General features: G+C 64.6%; 18 protein-coding genes. 3 read left to right on the top strand and 15 right to left on the bottom strand.

Annotation, left to right across the window (positions count from 1 at the left end; genetic code table 11):
• Positions 1-24: 24 nt before the first annotated feature.
• The 4 genes from RFN30_RS05325 to RFN30_RS05310 all read right to left on the bottom strand — a co-directional run bounded on the left by RFN30_RS05325 (position 25) and on the right by RFN30_RS05310 (position 4,164).
• Positions 25-699 (bottom strand): chloramphenicol phosphotransferase CPT family protein, encoded by a 675-nt coding sequence (locus tag RFN30_RS05325; RefSeq protein WP_320261545.1) that lies wholly within the window; start codon positions 697-699, stop codon positions 25-27.
• Positions 700-758: 59 nt separating this feature from the next.
• The gene (clpA, locus tag RFN30_RS05320; protein ID WP_320261095.1) at positions 759-3,224 is read right to left on the bottom strand and encodes an ATP-dependent Clp protease ATP-binding subunit ClpA; all 2,466 of its coding nucleotides are present in this window, start codon (positions 3,222-3,224) and stop codon (positions 759-761) included.
• A gap of 6 nt (positions 3,225-3,230) precedes the next feature.
• The gene (gene clpS, locus RFN30_RS05315) at positions 3,231-3,557 is read right to left on the bottom strand and encodes an ATP-dependent Clp protease adapter ClpS (RefSeq protein ID WP_040972327.1); all 327 of its coding nucleotides are present in this window, start codon (positions 3,555-3,557) and stop codon (positions 3,231-3,233) included.
• A 277-nt stretch (positions 3,558-3,834) separates the two neighbouring features.
• Positions 3,835-4,164, bottom strand: coding sequence for a phasin family protein (locus RFN30_RS05310; protein ID WP_320261094.1), 330 nt, complete (start codon positions 4,162-4,164; stop codon positions 3,835-3,837).
• 290 nt (positions 4,165-4,454) lie between these two features.
• Here RFN30_RS05310 and RFN30_RS05305 point away from each other — a divergent pair, with 290 nt between their 5' ends.
• Positions 4,455-5,891 carry a D-alanyl-D-alanine carboxypeptidase gene (locus tag RFN30_RS05305; protein ID WP_320261093.1) on the top strand — a complete coding sequence of 479 codons (1,437 nt, stop codon included), beginning with the start codon at positions 4,455-4,457 and terminating at the stop codon, positions 5,889-5,891.
• 41 nt (positions 5,892-5,932) lie between these two features.
• Here RFN30_RS05305 and RFN30_RS05300 read toward each other — a convergent pair whose 3' ends face one another.
• The 3 genes from RFN30_RS05300 to RFN30_RS05290 all read right to left on the bottom strand — a co-directional run bounded on the left by RFN30_RS05300 (position 5,933) and on the right by RFN30_RS05290 (position 8,741).
• Positions 5,933-6,631, bottom strand: coding sequence for a J domain-containing protein (locus tag RFN30_RS05300; RefSeq protein WP_320261092.1), 699 nt, complete (start codon positions 6,629-6,631; stop codon positions 5,933-5,935).
• 120 nt (positions 6,632-6,751) lie between these two features.
• A complete protein-coding gene (locus tag RFN30_RS05295; RefSeq protein ID WP_320261091.1) occupies positions 6,752-7,189 on the bottom strand; it encodes a DUF1489 family protein in 438 nt (145 codons plus the stop codon).
• Positions 7,190-7,337: 148 nt separating this feature from the next.
• Positions 7,338-8,741 (bottom strand): L-serine ammonia-lyase, encoded by a 1,404-nt coding sequence (locus RFN30_RS05290; protein WP_320261090.1) that lies wholly within the window; start codon positions 8,739-8,741, stop codon positions 7,338-7,340.
• 172 nt (positions 8,742-8,913) lie between these two features.
• On the opposite strand from RFN30_RS05290, the gene RFN30_RS05285 reads away from it, so the two are divergent.
• Positions 8,914-9,657 (top strand): DUF599 domain-containing protein, encoded by a 744-nt coding sequence (locus tag RFN30_RS05285; RefSeq protein ID WP_320261089.1) that lies wholly within the window; start codon positions 8,914-8,916, stop codon positions 9,655-9,657.
• Here the strand turns inward: RFN30_RS05285 and RFN30_RS05280 are convergent.
• From RFN30_RS05280 to RFN30_RS05260, 5 genes are all read right to left on the bottom strand, one after another.
• Positions 9,606-10,403 (bottom strand): YdcF family protein, encoded by a 798-nt coding sequence (locus tag RFN30_RS05280; protein WP_320261088.1) that lies wholly within the window; start codon positions 10,401-10,403, stop codon positions 9,606-9,608. The two genes, RFN30_RS05285 and RFN30_RS05280, sit on opposite strands and share 52 nt — an antisense overlap.
• An 83-nt stretch (positions 10,404-10,486) precedes the next feature.
• The gene (locus RFN30_RS05275) at positions 10,487-12,052 is read right to left on the bottom strand and encodes an amidase (RefSeq protein WP_320261087.1); all 1,566 of its coding nucleotides are present in this window, start codon (positions 12,050-12,052) and stop codon (positions 10,487-10,489) included.
• On the bottom strand, positions 12,052-12,510 hold the full coding sequence (locus RFN30_RS05270) for a GNAT family N-acetyltransferase (protein WP_320261086.1): 459 nt from the start codon (positions 12,508-12,510) through the stop codon (positions 12,052-12,054). The genes RFN30_RS05275 and RFN30_RS05270 overlap by 1 nt, the downstream gene beginning before the upstream one ends.
• A gap of 6 nt (positions 12,511-12,516) precedes the next feature.
• Positions 12,517-12,804, bottom strand: a complete 288-nt coding sequence (gene gatC / locus RFN30_RS05265) for an Asp-tRNA(Asn)/Glu-tRNA(Gln) amidotransferase subunit GatC (RefSeq protein ID WP_320261085.1) — start codon at positions 12,802-12,804, stop codon at positions 12,517-12,519.
• 145 nt (positions 12,805-12,949) lie between these two features.
• Positions 12,950-13,657, bottom strand: a complete 708-nt coding sequence (locus RFN30_RS05260) for a metal-dependent hydrolase (protein WP_320261084.1) — start codon at positions 13,655-13,657, stop codon at positions 12,950-12,952.
• Between the two features lie 106 nt (positions 13,658-13,763).
• Here RFN30_RS05260 and ruvX point away from each other — a divergent pair, with 106 nt between their 5' ends.
• Positions 13,764-14,246 carry a Holliday junction resolvase RuvX gene (gene ruvX / locus RFN30_RS05255; protein WP_320261083.1) on the top strand — a complete coding sequence of 161 codons (483 nt, stop codon included), beginning with the start codon at positions 13,764-13,766 and terminating at the stop codon, positions 14,244-14,246.
• Here the strand turns inward: ruvX and RFN30_RS05250 are convergent.
• From RFN30_RS05250 to RFN30_RS05240, 3 genes are all read right to left on the bottom strand, one after another.
• A complete protein-coding gene (locus RFN30_RS05250; protein WP_320261082.1) occupies positions 14,188-14,529 on the bottom strand; it encodes a DUF6105 family protein in 342 nt (113 codons plus the stop codon). The genes ruvX and RFN30_RS05250 overlap by 59 nt on opposite strands.
• Complete coding sequence (locus RFN30_RS05245) at positions 14,529-15,092, bottom strand: hypothetical protein (protein ID WP_320261081.1); 564 nt, start codon at positions 15,090-15,092, stop codon at positions 14,529-14,531. Before RFN30_RS05245 ends, RFN30_RS05250 begins: the two co-directional genes overlap by 1 nt.
• A gap of 154 nt (positions 15,093-15,246) precedes the next feature.
• On the bottom strand, positions 15,247-16,911 hold the full coding sequence (locus tag RFN30_RS05240; protein WP_441328171.1) for a DNA alkylation response protein: 1,665 nt from the start codon (positions 16,909-16,911) through the stop codon (positions 15,247-15,249).
• Positions 16,912-16,978 lie beyond the last annotated feature (67 nt).

The following is a 16,978-nucleotide window of genomic DNA, read 5'->3' as shown; positions in this document are numbered from 1 at the left end:
GGACTTTTTTGATCTTCAGGCCTTTCAGCCCTTGCGCGGCAGCCGCGGCACCGGGCTGCGCCGGTCACTGTCCTTGCCCTTTGCCCGCATTTGCCCCAGCCTCCGGAAGGCCAACGGCTTCGGTCCGGCAAGGAGCCGCTGGCGAATTGCCTCGGCGCATGCTTGCGGGCCCAGCCACGACGTGTCGACTTCCAGGTCGTAGATGCTGGGCTTGTGCACCTCTTCCTGCCACAGGCGCACCGGCCGCGGTATCGGATCCTCGTCCGATCCGGTCACATATGTTCCGTCCGTCGCGCTTGCGGCGCGCCGTTGCAGGATCGCTTCGATCGGGCAGCGGACGCCGACGAACAGCACCGGCAGCCCGTCCAGGCGCCGAGCGCAATCGGGAAGGATATCAAGCGGCCCCGAATGCGCATCATGATGGCCGACATCGGTGACGACATTCAGCCCCAGCCGGCTGTGTGCAGCGATGGAATCGTAAAGCGCGGCGTATAGGCGCGGCACAAAGGCCTCGATGTCGGGTCGTTCGCCGCCGGGGCGTAAGCCGATACCCGGACGCAGTCGCGGCGGCGTCATTTGCGCATAGGCGTCGACGCCGAGATTGATCCAAACGCCATCGAACGTCGCTTGAATAGCGGCGGCAATGCTCGACTTTCCGGAGCGCGGCGCGCCGTTCAGAATGATGATTTGCCCATCCATCACGGGTTCCTCCAACGAAAAAAGCCCCGTTGCCGGGGCTTTTTTGCGCTTTAAGCCGATCAGCCCTTGCGGGGCAGTTGCGGGACCAGGCTTCGCTTGCCGCCATCCTTGCCCTTCGGCTCCGGCTTCTGCGCCACCGCCTTCTTGGCGGCGGGCTTCTTCGCCGCTGCCTTCCTCGGCTTCGGCGCGTCCTCCGGATCTTCCTTCTTCGGCTTCACCGGGGCCTCGTCGGCGAGCGATTCGAGCTTCAGGCCGGTCTCCCCGGTCTCCTTCTTCTCGACGGTGACGCGCACCGTGCCGCCCTTCTTCAGCTTGCCGAACAGCACCTCGTCCGCCAGCGGCTTCTTGATGTGCTCCTGGATGACGCGACCGAGCGGACGCGCGCCCATGCGCTCGTCATAGCCCTTATCGGCCAGCCAGGCGATCGCGTCCGGCGACAGGTCGAAGGTGACGCCCCGCTCGGAGAGCTGGGCCTCGAGCTGCATGACGAACTTCTGCACCACCTGATGGATCACCGGCACCGGCAGCGAGCCGAACGGGATGATCGCATCGAGGCGGTTGCGGAACTCCGGCGTGAACAGCCGGTTGATCGCCTCGACGTCGTCGCCCTCGCGCTTGGTCGAGCCGAAGCCGATCGCCGCGCGCTGAGCGTCCGACGCGCCCGCATTGGTCGTCATGATCAAAATGACGTTGCGGAAGTCGATCTGCTTGCCGTTGTGGTCGGTCAGCTTGCCGTGGTCCATCACCTGCAACAGGATGTTGAACAGGTCCGGATGCGCCTTCTCGACCTCGTCGAGCAAGAGCACGCAATGCGGATGCTGGTCGACGCCGTCGGTCAGCAGGCCGCCCTGGTCGAAGCCGACATAGCCGGGAGGCGCGCCGATCAGCCGCGAGACGGTGTGGCGTTCCATGTATTCCGACATGTCGAAGCGGATGAGCTCGACGCCGAGCGAGGCGGCAAGCTGCTTGGCCACTTCCGTCTTGCCGACGCCGGTCGGACCCGAGAACAGGTAGGAGCCGATCGGCTTCTCCGGTTCGCGCAGGCCGGCACGCGCCAGCTTGATCGCCGACGTCAGCGCGGTGATCGCGGTATCCTGACCGTAGACGACGCGCTTCAGCTCGACATCGAGACCCTGAAGCACCTTCTCGTCGTCGGCCGAAACCGTCTTCGGCGGGATGCGCGCCATGGTGGCGATCGTCGCCTCGATCTCCTTGATGCCGATCGTCTTCTTGCGCTTGGCCTCCGGCACCAGCATCTGCGAGGCGCCGGTCTCGTCGATCACGTCGATCGCCTTGTCCGGCAGCTTGCGGTCGTTGATGTAGCGGGCCGACAGCTCGACCGAAGCCTTGATCGCCTCGCTCGTGTAGCGGACCTTGTGGAACTCCTCGAAATAGGGCTTCAGGCCCTTCATGATCTCGATGGCGTCCTCGATGGTCGGCTCGTTGACGTCGATCTTCTGGAAGCGCCGCACCAGCGCGCGGTCCTTCTCGAAGAACTGGCGGAACTCCTTGTAGGTGGTCGAGCCGATGCAGCGGATCGCTCCGGACGACAGCGCCGGCTTCAAGAGGTTCGACGCGTCCATGGCGCCGCCGGACGTGGCCCCTGCCCCGATCACGGTGTGGATCTCGTCGATGAACAGCACAGCGCCGGGATAGTCCTCGAGCTCCTTGACGACCTGCTTCAGCCGCTCCTCGAAGTCGCCGCGATAGCGCGTACCGGCCAAGAGCGTGCCCATGTCGAGTGCGAAGATAGTAGCGTCCTGCAGCACCTCGGGCACGTCGCCTTCGACGATGCGCTTGGCAAGCCCCTCGGCGATCGCCGTCTTGCCGACGCCAGGGTCACCGACATAGAGCGGGTTGTTCTTGGAACGGCGGCACAGCACCTGGATGGTGCGGTTGATCTCGCTCTCGCGACCGATCAGCGGATCGATCTTGCCGGCCTTGGCCTTGTTGTTGAGGTTGATGCAGTAGGCCGTCAGCGCGTCCTGCGGCTTCTTCTTGCCGCCGTCCTCCTGCGGCTCGGCGCCGTTCTGGCCGCCCTGCTCGTCCTCGGCGCCGCGCGGCGTGCGCGACTCCGACGCGCCGGGGCGCTTGGCGATGCCGTGCGAGATGTAGTTGACCGCGTCGTAGCGGGTCATCTGCTGTTCCTGCAAGAAATAGGCGGCGTGGCTCTCGCGCTCGGCAAAGATCGCCACGAGCACGTTCGCGCCCGACACCTCCTCGCGGCCGGACGACTGCACATGGATGACGGCGCGCTGGATGACGCGCTGGAACCCGGCGGTCGGCTTGGAATCCTCGTCGTAACCGGTGACGAGGTTGTCGAGCTCGGTGTCGATATAGGTGAGAACGGTGTGCTTGAGCTCGTCGAGATCGACATTGCAGGCGCGCATCACGGCGGCCGCCTCAGTGTCGTCGATGAGCGCGAGCAGCAGGTGTTCGAGCGTCGCATATTCATGATGCCGCTCGTTGGCGAATGTCAGCGCCTGATGTAGCGCCTTTTCCAGGCCTTGGGAGAAAGCCGGCATGTTACCTCACTTCTTCTCCATCACGCATTGCAGCGGATGCTGATTCTGTCGGGCGAAATCCATGACCTGAGACACTTTGGTCTCGGCCACCTCGAATGTGTAGACCCCGCACTCGCCCACTCCATGATTATGAACATGCAGCATGATGCGCGTGGCGGCCTCGCGGTCCTTCTGGAAAAAACGCTCCAGGACGTGGACCACGAACTCCATGGGAGTGTAGTCGTCGTTGAGGATGAGGACCCTGTAGAGGCTGGGCTTCTTGGTCTTGGTTTTGGTGCGCGTGATGACCGCTGTGCCGCGGCCGGGATCGTTGCGGTCGCCGTCACTTTGCATTCGCACCACGTCTGCCGTGGCAGTCAAACCGATCGTCACGTAGTCCTGCCTTTTCGAATCCTCATGCGAGTTCAACATGTAGGTCTTCGATGAACGATTTTAAGCCCTTCTGTTTAGCTGACAATATGGCTAGGTGGGCAAACTTCAGCGAATTTCTCAATCGTGAATGCGGCAGGGCTCAGGCGGTTGCAGCCGCACATGAAAAAACCCGGCCGCGCTTCCGCGACCGGGCCCTTTCTGCAGGCCGGCTGGCCGTGTCGGATGTGATCCGACGAAATTACTTCGCCTTGGCGACGACCGATTCGAAGGGCTTGTAGGCTTCCTTGGCGAGCTCGGCATAGAGGTTGCCGATCTTGCTGGCTTCGGCCACGAAGCTCTCGTAGCTCTGCTTGGCGTAGTCGGTCTGGATCTCGATGGCCTTCTCGATCGACTTGGCCGAGAACAGCTTCTCGAAGGCGGCGCTGCCGGCCTCGAAGCTCTTCTTGGTATATTCGCCGGCTTCGGTGGCGATCGCCTGCGCACCCTTGGTGAACGAGGCAAAGCTCTTCAGCCCGGTGTCGGCAAACTCCTTGCCGTATTTCGTGAAGTCCTCATAGGTCTGGGTCATTTCACACTTCCCTTTGGTTGAAACGCCCATTTGCCCCGGGCGCCCTTGTGCAATGCACTAAGAATATATTGTGCGCTGCACAAAAGTCAAGATTCCCTTGGCCCGCAAAGGGTCCCCAATGACAGCAACCGCTAAAATTCGAATAAACAGAGGCTCAAATCGCCAGAAAATGGTGAACGCGGCGGTTACCATAAACGGATTGGTAACGCTGACCGCGATAGCTTGGCCGGAAGCGAGGCAGGCACTCCCTTTGCCGCCTCCGGGGCAACGAAAATTCAGGGTAAGTAGCGGTGCGTCAGGCGTTGTCGGGCTTCGTCTCGAAATCTTCATTCTCCTTCAAGGCAATCATGGTCGCCGCGCTTGCGGTGACGATTGTCGCCGCCGACGTGGCATCGGCTCTTGCCGCCAAGTCAGCGGCCATTGTCGTCGACGCCAAGACCGGCAAGGTGCTCTATTCGGCCGACGCCAACGGCCGGCGCTATCCGGCTTCGCTCACCAAGATGATGACGCTCTACCTCACCTTCGAGGCGCTGGCGAAGGGCAGGATCAGCAAGAACACGCCGGTGCCGTATTCGGCCCATGCGGCGGCAGAGCCGCCTACCAAGCTCGGCGTGCGCGCCGGCGGCTCGGTGCCGGTCGAGACAGCGATCCTGTCGATGGTGACGAAGTCGGCGAACGACTCGGCGACCGCGCTCGGCGAACTGCTGGGCGGCAGCGAAGACAATTTCGCCCGGATGATGACGGCTAAGGCGCGCCAGCTCGGCATGAACGGCACCGTCTTCCGCAACGCCAACGGCCTGCCCGATCCCGGCCAGTTCACCACCGCGCACGACATGGCGATGCTTGGCATAGCGCTGCGCGAGCACTTCCCGCAATATTACGGCTATTTCTCGCAGCGCTCGTTCCTCTATGGCCGCCAGCGCATCAATGGCCATAACCGCCTGCTCGGCCGCATCAAGGGTGTCGACGGGATCAAGACTGGCTACACGCGCGCTTCCGGCTACAATCTGGTTTCCTCCGTCGCGGATGGCGATCGTCGCCTCGTCGCCGTGGTGATGGGTGGCGCTTCCGGCCGCAGCCGCGACAACCAGATGGCCGCCCTGATCAACACCTACCTGCCGCGCGCCTCGACGCGCGGCGGCGGCGATCTGATCGCCAAGGCGGGCGGCGACAACCCGATCAAGACCCTGGCCAAGGTCCTCCTGCCGAAGCATGACGCGCCGACCCCGGACGAAAAGCCGGCTGTCGACGACACCGAAGTCGCGTCGGCCGATGACAGCGCGCCGGCCGCCGAGGAAACCAAGCCGGTGATCCAGGTCAGGAAGGTGAAGACGGTTGCGGTGGCCGCCATGGCTCCGGCGGCTGCGCCCCAGGAAACCGCATCGCAGACCGAAACCACATCCCAGGTCGTTGCAGCCTACGCCGAGCCAGCGCCGGCGGCCGCGCCGGCCGTCGATCCGGTCAAGACCTCGTCACTGCCGTCGGGATGGGTGGTCCAGGTCGCTTCCTCGCCGACGCAGTCCGGAGCCCAGGCCCTTCTCGACAAGACGAGCAAGCAGGCGCCGAAGGCGCTGGCCGACGCGTCGGGCTTCACGGTCGCGTTCGACAAGGACGGCGTCACCTACTACCGCGCCCGCTTCGGCGGCTTCGGCTCCAAGGATGCGGCCTGGAAGGCCTGCGATGCCCTGAAGCGGAAGAAAATCTCGTGCTACGCCGTCCAGCAATAGGCGGCCTTTGAAACTCCGGGAAAGTTCCGCGTCGAAGGAGACTAGTCGTGATTGGAGAGCAAGACGTCCTTGGCTTCATTGATCCGCGCCGCCAGGACAGACGTGCCGCCGACATCGGCGTTCAGGCGCTGCAGCAGGCGGCGGTGCGCCTTGCGGATATCCGCCGCGGCAGCCCCCGCTTCAAGACCAAGGACCTTGTAGGCCTCCTCCTTAGTCATGGCGCCCGCACCTGGCGCAACACCCAGCCCTTCGCCACTGTCCGGCTGCGCGTCCTTGCGCCAGACGGGAAAACGGCCGTCAAGATACGTCTCTAGCAGCTGGCGGCTCTCCGGGTCCGGCCGCAGCTCGACATGGAGTTGCAGCAGGTCCGCCATCCCCATGGCGCCCAGCATTTTACCTTCGTAGTGGCCGGCGAGAACAAGGCCCTCGAGCTTGCCGCTGTCATGGTCGAGGTCCATTTCGAGAGCCGCGGTGCGCACGGTCGAGCGCTTGGCCGCGACAGCCTTCGCCGGCGGCCGTTTCGCCCGCATCCAGGCATACCAGCCTGCCGCCGCAATCATCAGCAGGCCGCCAATGCTGCTGCGGCCGACCACGAGCATCGTCGCGCCGGTCAGGCCCAGCAGCGCGGGCCCAAGGGTTCTGAGATTGTCCGCCATCCTGGCGGCGTCGGCGCGCACGAAGATCGTCGCGACGCCGAAAAGCATCAGAAGCACGGCCGCCAATGCGATGATCACGCCCATCGGTTTGCGTCATCCGGATGATTGCGCCTGCAAATCAGGATGGGGTGCCGGCCGGTTGCTTGCAAGTCCCACATCGGACAAGCCGAGGGGCCAACAACCGGAAGATGAGGCCGTGCGGCCTTACAGCAGGCCGAGTTCGGCAAGCTCCAAGCGCAGTTTCGGCGGCATCTCCGCCAATGCGGCCCTGCCCTTGCCGAGATCGGCGGGGGCGTCGGACGGCTTGAGATAGCGCCAGCCCTGGAAGGCGCGGCGCGGCTGCCAATCGGTGCGCACAACTTCGGGATCGAGCACCAGATGACAGCGGCCGATGCCCTCGCCGTCGACGAAGGGCCGGATCTCGGTGATGAGCTGCCGGCACTGCACGTTGCCCTTGATCACCCAATAGAGCGAGCCGCCGTCTGTGATCTCCTCGCCGCGCGTCGGCACCATGCGCGTGGTGTGCCAGTGCTCGGCCGGCTCGCCGGCGCGGCGCCGCTCGTCGAGACGGAAGGCGATCCACTCTTCCAGGTCCTCGACGCTGTCGCAGCCGACACAGAGCTTGATGAGATTTAGAGACATACCAGCAATTTAGCGACTGCCACCAAGGCGTTCAACGCCGGGCAAGGTTATGCACAGGCCGGTAACTGCCCGATTATGAGGCCAGGGCAGCCGTTTCGATTGCTTCGGCAACTCCAAAATGCCCTGGCAAGAAAGGCGTGGCGCCGCTTCAACACTCGACCACGTTGACGGCCAGCCCGCCGAGGCTGGTTTCCTTGTACTTCTCGTTCATGTCGAGGCCGGTCTGGCGCATGGTTTCGATCGCAGCGTCGAGCGGCACGAAATGCGTGCCGTCGCCCTTGATCGCGAGCGAAGCGGCGGTGACCGCCTTGACGGCACCCAGCGCATTGCGCTCGATGCAGGGCACCTGCACCAGTCCGCCGACCGGATCGCAGGTCATGCCGAGATGATGCTCGAGCGCGATCTCGGCGGCGTTCTCGACCTGCGGCGGCGTGCCACCCATGACGGCGCAGAGCCCGGCGGCCGCCATCGCCGAGGCGGAGCCCACCTCGCCCTGGCAGCCGACCTCGGCGCCGGAAATCGAGGCGTTGGACTTGATGATGCCGCCGACGGCGGCGGCCGTCAGCAGGAAGTCGCGGATGCTCGGCTGGTCGGCCTCAGGATGGAAATGCAGCCAGTAGCGCAAGACCGCCGGCAGCGTGCCCGCGGCACCGTTGGTCGGCGCGGTCACCACGCGACCGCCGGCCGCGTTCTCTTCGTTGACCGCCATGGCGTAGATCGACAGCCAGTCGTTGGCGAGCAACGGATTGGGCCGGTTCTGCTGCCACTGCTCCTGCAGCTTGTCGTGCAGCTGGCGCGCGCGGCGGCGCACCTTCAAGCCGCCCGGCATGACGCCGTCCTGCGACAGCCCGCGATCGATGCAGCCTTTCATGGCGCTCCAGATCGCGTCGAGCCCGGCATCGAGCTCCTCGCGCGACATGTGCTTTTCCTCGTTGGCGCGCTTCATCTCGGCGATGGAAAGCCCGCTCTTGGCCGCCATTGCCAGCATCTCGACGGCGTTCTTGAAGGGGTACGGCACTTTCTTGCCCTCGGTCGTCACCGAGCCCTTGGCCTTCATGCGCTGCAATTCTTCCTCGGAGACGACGAAGCCGCCGCCGATCGAATAATAGATGCGCTTGAGCAGTAGCCGGTCGGATGCGTCATAGGCGTAGAAGGCCATGCCGTTGGCGTGGCCGGTCAGCGGCGTCTTGCGGTCGAGCACAAGGTCTTTGGCGGGGTCGAAGCGATAGGACGGATGTCCAGGCGGCGAAATCCGCTTCTCCGCTCCGATACGGGCGACAATGCCGTCAGCTTCATCCGGATCGACGGTCTGCGGCAGCTCGCCGGCCAGGCCGAGGATAACGGCGCGGTCCGAGCCGTGGCCGATGCCGGTATAGGCGAGCGAGCCGTGCAGGCTGGCACCGATGCGATCGACCTTGACGCCGGCGGGACGCGGCCAGTCGCCGGCAAGGATTTCGTCGAGAAAGCGGCGCGCCGCCGTCATCGGTCCCATCGTGTGCGAGCTCGATGGACCGATGCCGATCTTGAACAGGTCGAATACCGAAAGGAACACGCGCCGTTGTCTCCTGAGGGCCGCTCAAAACTTACATATAGGAATTCCTGTGATGTTTCCGCTGTTTTGCGCCTCGCGGCGCGGCGTCAGCCGACCTTGTTTGCTCCGGCAGCGACATGTAACCGCTTGCTTCCGCCGTCGAAGCGCGCCGGGCCTGTGGTAAAAGGCATCCATGGGCGATTCCATCCATCTTTCGGCGGCAGACGTAGCCGCACTGGCTTTCTTCCTGGTCGTCTGGGTGCTGCACACGCTTGCCTCGGACGGCAAGCTCGTCAGCCGCGTGTCGCTGACGACCGCGATGAACGCCCAGCGCGAAGCTTGGATGCGCAACATGGCCGAGCGCGAGGTGCGCATCGTCGACACCGCCATCATGAACGGGTTGCAGCAAGGCACCGCCTTCTTTGCCTCCAGCTCGCTTATCGCGCTCGGCGGCTGCTTCGCCCTGCTCGGCGCATCCGACCGGGTTCTAACCATAATGGCCGACCTGCCGCTCGCCGCCGCATCCTCCCGCGAGGCCTTTCAGGCCAAGATGTTCGGCCTGGTGCTGATCCTTGCCTTCGCCTTCTTCAAGTTCGGCTGGGCCTACCGGCTGTTCAATTATTGCTCGATCCTGATCGGCGCGGTGCCTGTCCCGCATGGCGAGGCCTCGCGCAATCCGGTCAGCGAGACGGCGGTGTGGCGGGCCACCCGCATGAACGTGCTTGCCGGCAAGCATTTCAATTCCGGCCTGCGCGCCGTCTTCTTCTCGATCGGCTATCTCGGCTGGTTCGTCGGCCCGACGGTGTTCGTCATGTCGACGCTGGTGCTGCTTGCCGTGCTGGTGCGGCGCCAGTTCTTCTCGGCCGCGCGCCAGGCAGTGCTCGGTCAGCCGCCCGGCGCAGGAAAGGGCCGATCGATGCGGCCAGACAGCCAGTAAGCGAAGAGCCCGATCCATTCGCGGATTGCTGTCGTGGTCGCCTGCAGCGAATCGGCTGGATTGTCGCGGAACAGACCGACGCCTTCCTTGCCGGAGGTGCGGTAATCGACCGGCCAGGGAATGGTTGGAAAACCCGCCTTGTCGAACAGCGCCTTGGCGCGCGGCATGTGGAAGGCGGAGGTCACCAGCAGCCATGTCTCGCCGGGCTTCGGCTCGACCAGCCTGCGGGAGAAGACGGCGTTCTCATAGGTGTTGCGCGACTTGTTCTCCAGAATCAGACGGTCGGACGCAACACCCAGGGCGCCGAGCAGGCGTGGCGCGGTGTCGGCATCGCCTTCGCCGTCGAGGAAAAGCTCGCCATTGCCGCCCGAGACGACCACTTTCGCTTGCGGGAAGCGCCGGGCGAGTATCGCCGTCTCGACCATGCGGTCGCCGCCGCTGTTCAGCTCATAGCCGCCGCGCGCCAGGTTGATGGCGCCCTCGAAGCCGCCGCCGAGCACGACGATGCCGTCGACCTTTTCCGGCAGCGGCGGCTTGGGAAAGCGTTCCTCCAGCGGGTTGAGCATCACGGCGCCGAGCGAGGTCCAAGCCGAAAGGGCAAGGATCAAAAAAGCAAGGACGCCGCCGATGGCAACGAGCCGACGGCGGCCGAAGAGTGCCGCTAGCAGACCGGCAAGCAGCAGGAAGATCGCCAGGTTGAGCGGCTGGACGAAGAACCAGAGTATCTTGGAAAGATAATAGAACATCCCTCACCCCATTACGGCGCCGCGCGTCCTGTTGGACGCGCAAAGGACGGTGTAACGCTTAATGAATTAGATGAGGGACGACGCTACCACCATTTTTCCGGCTGGAACCTGCCCGCCGCCTGTTCGATGACATGCGCGGTCTGGAACAGCGTTTCCTCGTCGAAAGGCCGGCCGATGAGCTGCAGACCGAGCGGCAGCCCCTTGCCGTCAAGGCCGGCGGGCACCGAGATGCCCGGCAGTCCCGCCATGTTCACCGTCACCGTGAAGATGTCGTTGAGATACATTTTCACCGGATCGGAGTTCATGTCCTCGTCGGCGACGCCGAAGGCGGCCGACGGGGTTGCAGGCGTCAGGATGACGTCGACGCCGGCGGCAAAGACGTTTTCGAAGTCGCGCTTGATCAGCGTGCGCACCTTCTGCGCCTGCAGGTAATAGGCGTCGTAGTAGCCGGCCGAAAGCACATAGGTGCCGATCATGATGCGGCGCTTGACCTCGCGGCCGAAGCCGGCTGCGCGCGTCTTCTCATACATGTCGACGATGTCCTTGCCGGGCACGCGCAACCCGTAGCGCACGCCGTCATAGCGCGCGAGGTTGGACGAGGCTTCGGCCGGCGCGACGATGTAGTAGGCCGGCAGCGCGTATTTGGTGTGCGGCAGCGAGATGTCGACGATCTCGGCGCCGGCGTCCTTCAGCCAGGCGATGCCCTGCTGCCAGAGCGCCTCGATGTCTTCCGGCATGCCGTCGACGCGGTATTCCTTCGGGATGCCGACCTTCATGCCCTTGATCGGCTTGCCGATCACCGCTTCGTAATCCGGCACCGGCCTGTCGACCGAGGTCGTGTCCTTCGGGTCGGCGGAGGCCATCGACTTCAACAGGATCGCGGCATCGCGCACGTCGCGCGCGATCGGCCCGGCCTGGTCGAGCGAGGAAGCGAAGGCGACCACGCCCCAGCGCGAGCAACGGCCATAGGTCGGCTTGATGCCGACGGTGCCGGTGAAGGCGGCAGGCTGGCGGATCGAGCCGCCGGTGTCGGTAGCGGTGGCGCCGGCGCAGAGGAAGGCGGCGACAGCCGAAGCCGAACCGCCGGAGGAGCCACCCGGCACCAGTTGGGCATTGTCCAAGGTCCGCGCGGTCTTCGCGCCGCCGGCCGAGACGAAGCCGCCGTCGCCCTGATGCGTCGTCGGCATCACCACCGTGTCGAGGCGCGAGCGTCGCCACGGATTGATGACCGGGCCGTAATAGGAGGTCTCGTTGGACGAGCCCATGGCGAACTCGTCCATGTTGAGCTTGCCAAGCATGACGGCGCCATCGGCCCAGAGATTGGCAGTGACGGTCGATTCGTAGTGCGGCTTGAAACCGTTCAGCACATGGCTGCACGCCTGGGTGTGGACGCCTTCGGTGGCGAACAGGTCCTTGATGCCGAGCGGAATGCCTTCCAGCGCCCCGCCTTCGCCGCGGGCCAGCTTGGCGTCGGACGCCTTGGCCATGTCGCGCGCCTTGTCGGCCGTGACAGTGACATAGGCATTGAGCAGCGGATTGGCGCGCTCGATCGCCGAGAGATAGGCTTCCGTGATCTCGGCGGCGGAGATCTCCTTGCCGCGCAGCTTGGCGCGGGCCTCGGAAATGGTGAGATGTGTGAGGTCGCTCATCAGGCAAGGCTCTTTTCGTAAAACACCGACCATGTGGAGTCGGGATAATCCAGCACCGGTCCGCAACGCGAAAATCCGGCGCGCTCATAGACGGTCCAGGCGGCGGGGTGGCGGTCGCCGGTTTCGAGAACCAGGCGTGTCAGCCCCTCTTGCCGCGCCAGCGCCTCGACGCGCTCAACAATTTGCGCGCCGATCTTCTGGCCGCGATGCGAGGGCCGCGTGTACATGCGCTTGACCTCGCCGACCACGCCGTCATGGCGTTTCAGCGCGCCGCAGCCGACGGCCAGGCCATTTTCGCGGGCAATGAACACGGTCGTGTCTGCGCCCGCCATCTGCTCGACGGTCAAATGGTAGCAATGTTCCGGCGGCGTCAGCTCGAGCAGCGCGGCGTTGAGTTCCGCCACCAGCGCGCGCACGTCGTCCTGCAGGGGCGTCTCGACGGCGATCTCGACGGCCATCGTGGCCTACTCCACAACCTTGGGAACGAGGAAGAAGTTCTCGTCCGTAGCCGGCGCGTTGGCGACGATGTCGGCCGCCTTGTTGCCGTCGGCGACGACGTCCTGGCGCTTCTTCATCTCCATCGGCGTGACCGAGGTCATCGGCTCGACGCCGGCCACGTCGACCTCGTTCAGTTGCTCGACGAAGCCGAGGATGGCATTCAGCTCGCCGGTCATGCGTTCGGCGTCCTCCTCGCTCACCGCAATACGGGCAAGGTGCGCGACGCGCTTCACGGTCTGAAGATCAACGGACATATCTATCGCCTCGGGAAAACCAGTGCGGGCTATAGCGGCGCGACGCTTGCGGCGCAACATCGATCATGCCGGAGCGATCGGCCTGCGGACGCTTAGGGCGTCGCCGCCTAAGGCAGTGCAACACCGTCGCAGAGGAGCGAAGCGCCTAGATCGTGATCGGCTTGCCAATCTCCGGCAGCGCCACCTTGACGCCGGACCCTTCCATGCCGGCCACGAACTTGTCGGCGGTTTGATCGATGATCGGGAAGGTGCCGAAATGACAGGGAACGACCGTGTCGAAGTTGAAAAAGCGGCGGCAGGCAAGGGCCGCCACCGCGCCGCCCATGGTGAAGCGGTCGCCGATGGGCACGATGCCGATCTTCGGTTCATGCAATTCGTTGATCAGCCCCATATCGGAAAAGATGTCGGTGTCGCCCATGTGGTAAAGCGTCTTGTCCTGCGGGAAATGCAGCACGAGCCCACCCGGGTTGCCGAGATAGGTGTTGGTGCCGCCCTGGCCGCCGAACGAGGAGGAATGCAGCGCCTGGACGAAGGTGGTGGTGAAGGGACCGCAATCGACGGTGCCGCCGATATTGCCGGGGTTGATCTTCTTGTCGCTGACGCCCTGCCCGACGAGATACATGCAGACCTCGAAATTGGCGACCAGCATGGCGCCGCTCTTCTTCAATACTTCGATCGAGCCGCTGACATGGTCGTTATGGCCATGGGTAAGAAGAACATGCGTCACCCCTTCTGCCGGCCCCTCCCAGCCGCCGGTCCAGGACGGATTGCCGACCAGGTACGGGTCGATGAGGATGTTGGCGTCCTTGGTCTCGATGCGGAATGCCGAATGGCCGTACCAGGTCAGTTTCATGAACGAGTTCCTCGATTTTCTTGCTAGCAAAGGATAGAACGCCGACGGCAAATTGAAAGTCCCGCGGCCCATCAAAAGCCGCGCGGCGAAAGACCGGGGAGAGTTGTTGAGCATCATCGGCATCGAGGAATTGCCGGCACGGCTTGCCGGCGGCCGCACGCTCGCCGGCCTCGATCTGGGCGACAAGACGATCGGCGTGGCGGTGTCGGACCGTGGCCTGTCCTTTGCCCATCCGCGCCCGGTCATCCTGCGCAGGAAGTTTTCGCTCGATGCCGCCCAGTTGCTGGCCCAACTCGAGAAGGACAATGTCGGCGCGATCGTGCTCGGCCTCCCCGTCAACATGGACGGATCGGAAGGTCCGCGCGCGCAGAAATCGCGCGCCTTCGCGCGCAACATGGCTGCCCTGTCCGATTTGCCCTTCGTGCTGTGGGACGAGCGGCTGTCGACGGTCGCCGCGGAACGGACGCTGATCGAGATGGATTTCTCGCGCAAGAAGCGCGCCGGCAAGATCGATTCGGCGGCGGCGGCCTTTATTCTGCAGGGAGCCCTGGACCGGCTTCAGTCGCTCGGCCGAGTCGGTCCGGACTGACCGCGCCTTCCCGGCGCCGCCTGATCCATTCGGCGATCTGGCGCCGGCGGCGGAACGCCACCAGTCCGAGGAGCAGGAAACTGTCGAACACGCAGGCCCGCGCGACCATTCCCGGGATGATCGCCGGATCGACGCCGAGCACCTGGCCATAGAGCTGAAAAGCCAAGTCGTGCAACTGGCGGCTGAGCATCACATAGCCGAAATTGATGTCGTTGAGCGACAGGAAGTACCAGCCCCAGAACAGGATCAGCGGTGCGGCCCAGAATGCCAGAAGGCCACGCATCAGCGGCGACCTCCGGGTCTGGTTTCCGGCCGGCTGGAGATGCGGGACAGCAGCGAACTATGCGCAGCGCCCGCCGCCATGCGATGGGAAACCAGCCGGGCTTCGCTCTCATGCAAGGCCGTCGCGGCGGCCAGAGCCGAGCGTCGCTCGGCGAGCACCGCGACATAGGAGGCAAGCAGCGCCGTCATCTGGATGGCGACCACCATGAACAGCCCGTTGATCCCTTGCGCGGCACCGCCGACGAGGATGATCGACAGCAGGAAGGAGGCTGAGATGAAGGCGATCCGCACCACCGCGTCGCCGGCATCGGGCCTTGTCGCGATGTTGAGCAGCGTTTCGACGAAAGCCCAGCAGAACAGCAGCGCAACGATCAGCAGCGCGACCGAGAGCGGCGCCACGATGACGGCGTGCTCGAGACCCGGGAAACGGCTGCCTTGCACCGACACGCCAAGCACGCCGAGCGCCGATGCGATACCGCGATCGCCATCCATGCAGATGTAGGCCAGCAGGGCGAAAACGACCGCCCAGTGCAAAGCCAGAAATGATGTCAACACGTGCCGCATGCGCTTCCTGCCTGGCGGAGCACGGGAGGCTCATGGTTAATACTTCCCTACTCCGATCGGCAGAGTGGGCTCTGCGAAGGCTCCCCGCAACGGAAACTATTCGTTAAGGTTAACGGCCATCCACAGGCTGGCGATGAACGGCGTTTCAGGCTCTTCAGGTCAGCGGCGGATAGAGCGTGTCGATGATCATGCGCGCATCATGGCGCGAATCGAGCATGCCGTAGGTGGTGCGCCATTGGCCGCCGAGCCTTGTTTCGACGAAGGCATCAGCGATCCGCCCTGCCCCCAGCCGGCGCAGTTCGGCCGCCGCCGCCGAAAGCGCGAGTTGCTCGGTGAGTAGGCGCGCCGAGCCCTCGTCGGTCGAAGCCACCTGCATCGCCGCCTTGAGCACGCCGATGGTGCCGCGGCCGCCGGTGCCGAGGTCGCGGTCTATGCCGGCCAGCACCTCCTCGAACAGGCCGGGCGCACGGCCGAGCACGCGCAGCACGTCCAGCGCCATGACATTGCCCGAGCCTTCCCAGATCGCGTTTACCGGAGCCTCGCGATAGTAACGCGCAAGCGGCGCTTCCTCGACATAGCCGTTGCCGCCGAGGCACTCCATCGCCTCGTAAAGCAGCTGCGGAGCGATCTTGCACACCCAGTATTTGACCACCGGCGTCATGGCGCGGGCAAAGGCCGCCTCGCCGCGATCGCTTGCGGCCTCGTCGAAGGAGCGCGCAAGCCGGAACGACAGCGCCGTCGCGGCCGCAACGTCGAGCGCCATGTCGGCCAGCACCCGCTGCATCAGTGGCTGGTCGACCAGATTGGCGCCGAACACCTGGCGGTGGCGCGTGTGGTGGACGGCCTCGGCCAGCCCTGCCCGCATGATCGCCGAGGACGCGACCGCGCAGTCGAGCCGGGTCAGCGTGACCATGTCCATGATCGTCTTGATGCCGGCGCCAGGCTCGCCGACCATCTCGCCGATGGCGTTGACGAACTCGACTTCCGACGAGGCGTTGGAACGGTTGCCGAGCTTGTCCTTCAGGCGCTGGAAGCGGAAGCCATTGCCCGAGCCGTCGCCCAGGATGCGCGGGACGAGGAAGCAGGAAAGCCCCTCCGGTGCCTGCGCAAGCACCAGGAAGGCGTCCGACATAGGCGCCGACATGAACCATTTGTGCCCGGTCAGCCGGTAGAAGCCGCTTCCCGTGCGCTCCGCCCTGGTGACGTTGGCGCGCACGTCGGTGCCGCCCTGTTTCTCGGTCATGCCCATACCGAGGGTGAGCCCGGTCTTCTGCACCGGCGGCTTCTGGCTCTGGTCGTATTTGCGCGTCGTCACGCGCGGCGCCCATTCGCGGAACAGTTTTGGACTTGCCATCAGCGCCGCCAGCGAAGCGCTGGTCATGGTGATCGGGCAGAGATGCCCTGTCTCCAGTTCGGCGGTCAGATAGAAGCGCGCCGCCCTCACCTGGTGTCGGCGACCGATCTCGGCATCGCCGTTTTCCCAGACAGAGGAATGCAAGCCACCGGCAATCGAGCGTCGCATGAGCGCATGATAGGCGGGATGAAACTCGACCAGGTCGATGCGCCGGCCTTGGCGGTCATGCGTCCTGAGCTTCGGCGTGTCGGTATTGGCGAGGCGGGCGAGTTCCTGCGCCTCCTGGGTCATGACAAACCGGCCGAGCCCGTCCAGATCCTTGCGGACGGAATCGGAAAAACGCTCGGCGAGCTGGATGAGCAACGGATCGCCCCGCCATGCGTTGCCGCCCGTCAGCGGCGGCGGCTGGTTGATCACCTCGTCGGTCACGCCCAATCCTTCAGTTGACAGAGAGGTCCTTACCATCCCAAGGCTGCGGTCGCGAATCCGAAGCCACTGGGCCTTATAGCCCAAGCAACACAAGGCGCGCGAC

It is taken from the genome of Mesorhizobium dulcispinae, assembly GCF_033977345.1.
GTDB classification, from domain to species: Bacteria; Pseudomonadota; Alphaproteobacteria; order Rhizobiales; family Rhizobiaceae; genus Mesorhizobium; species Mesorhizobium dulcispinae.
This window is presented reverse-complemented; position numbering and strand designations above follow the sequence as displayed.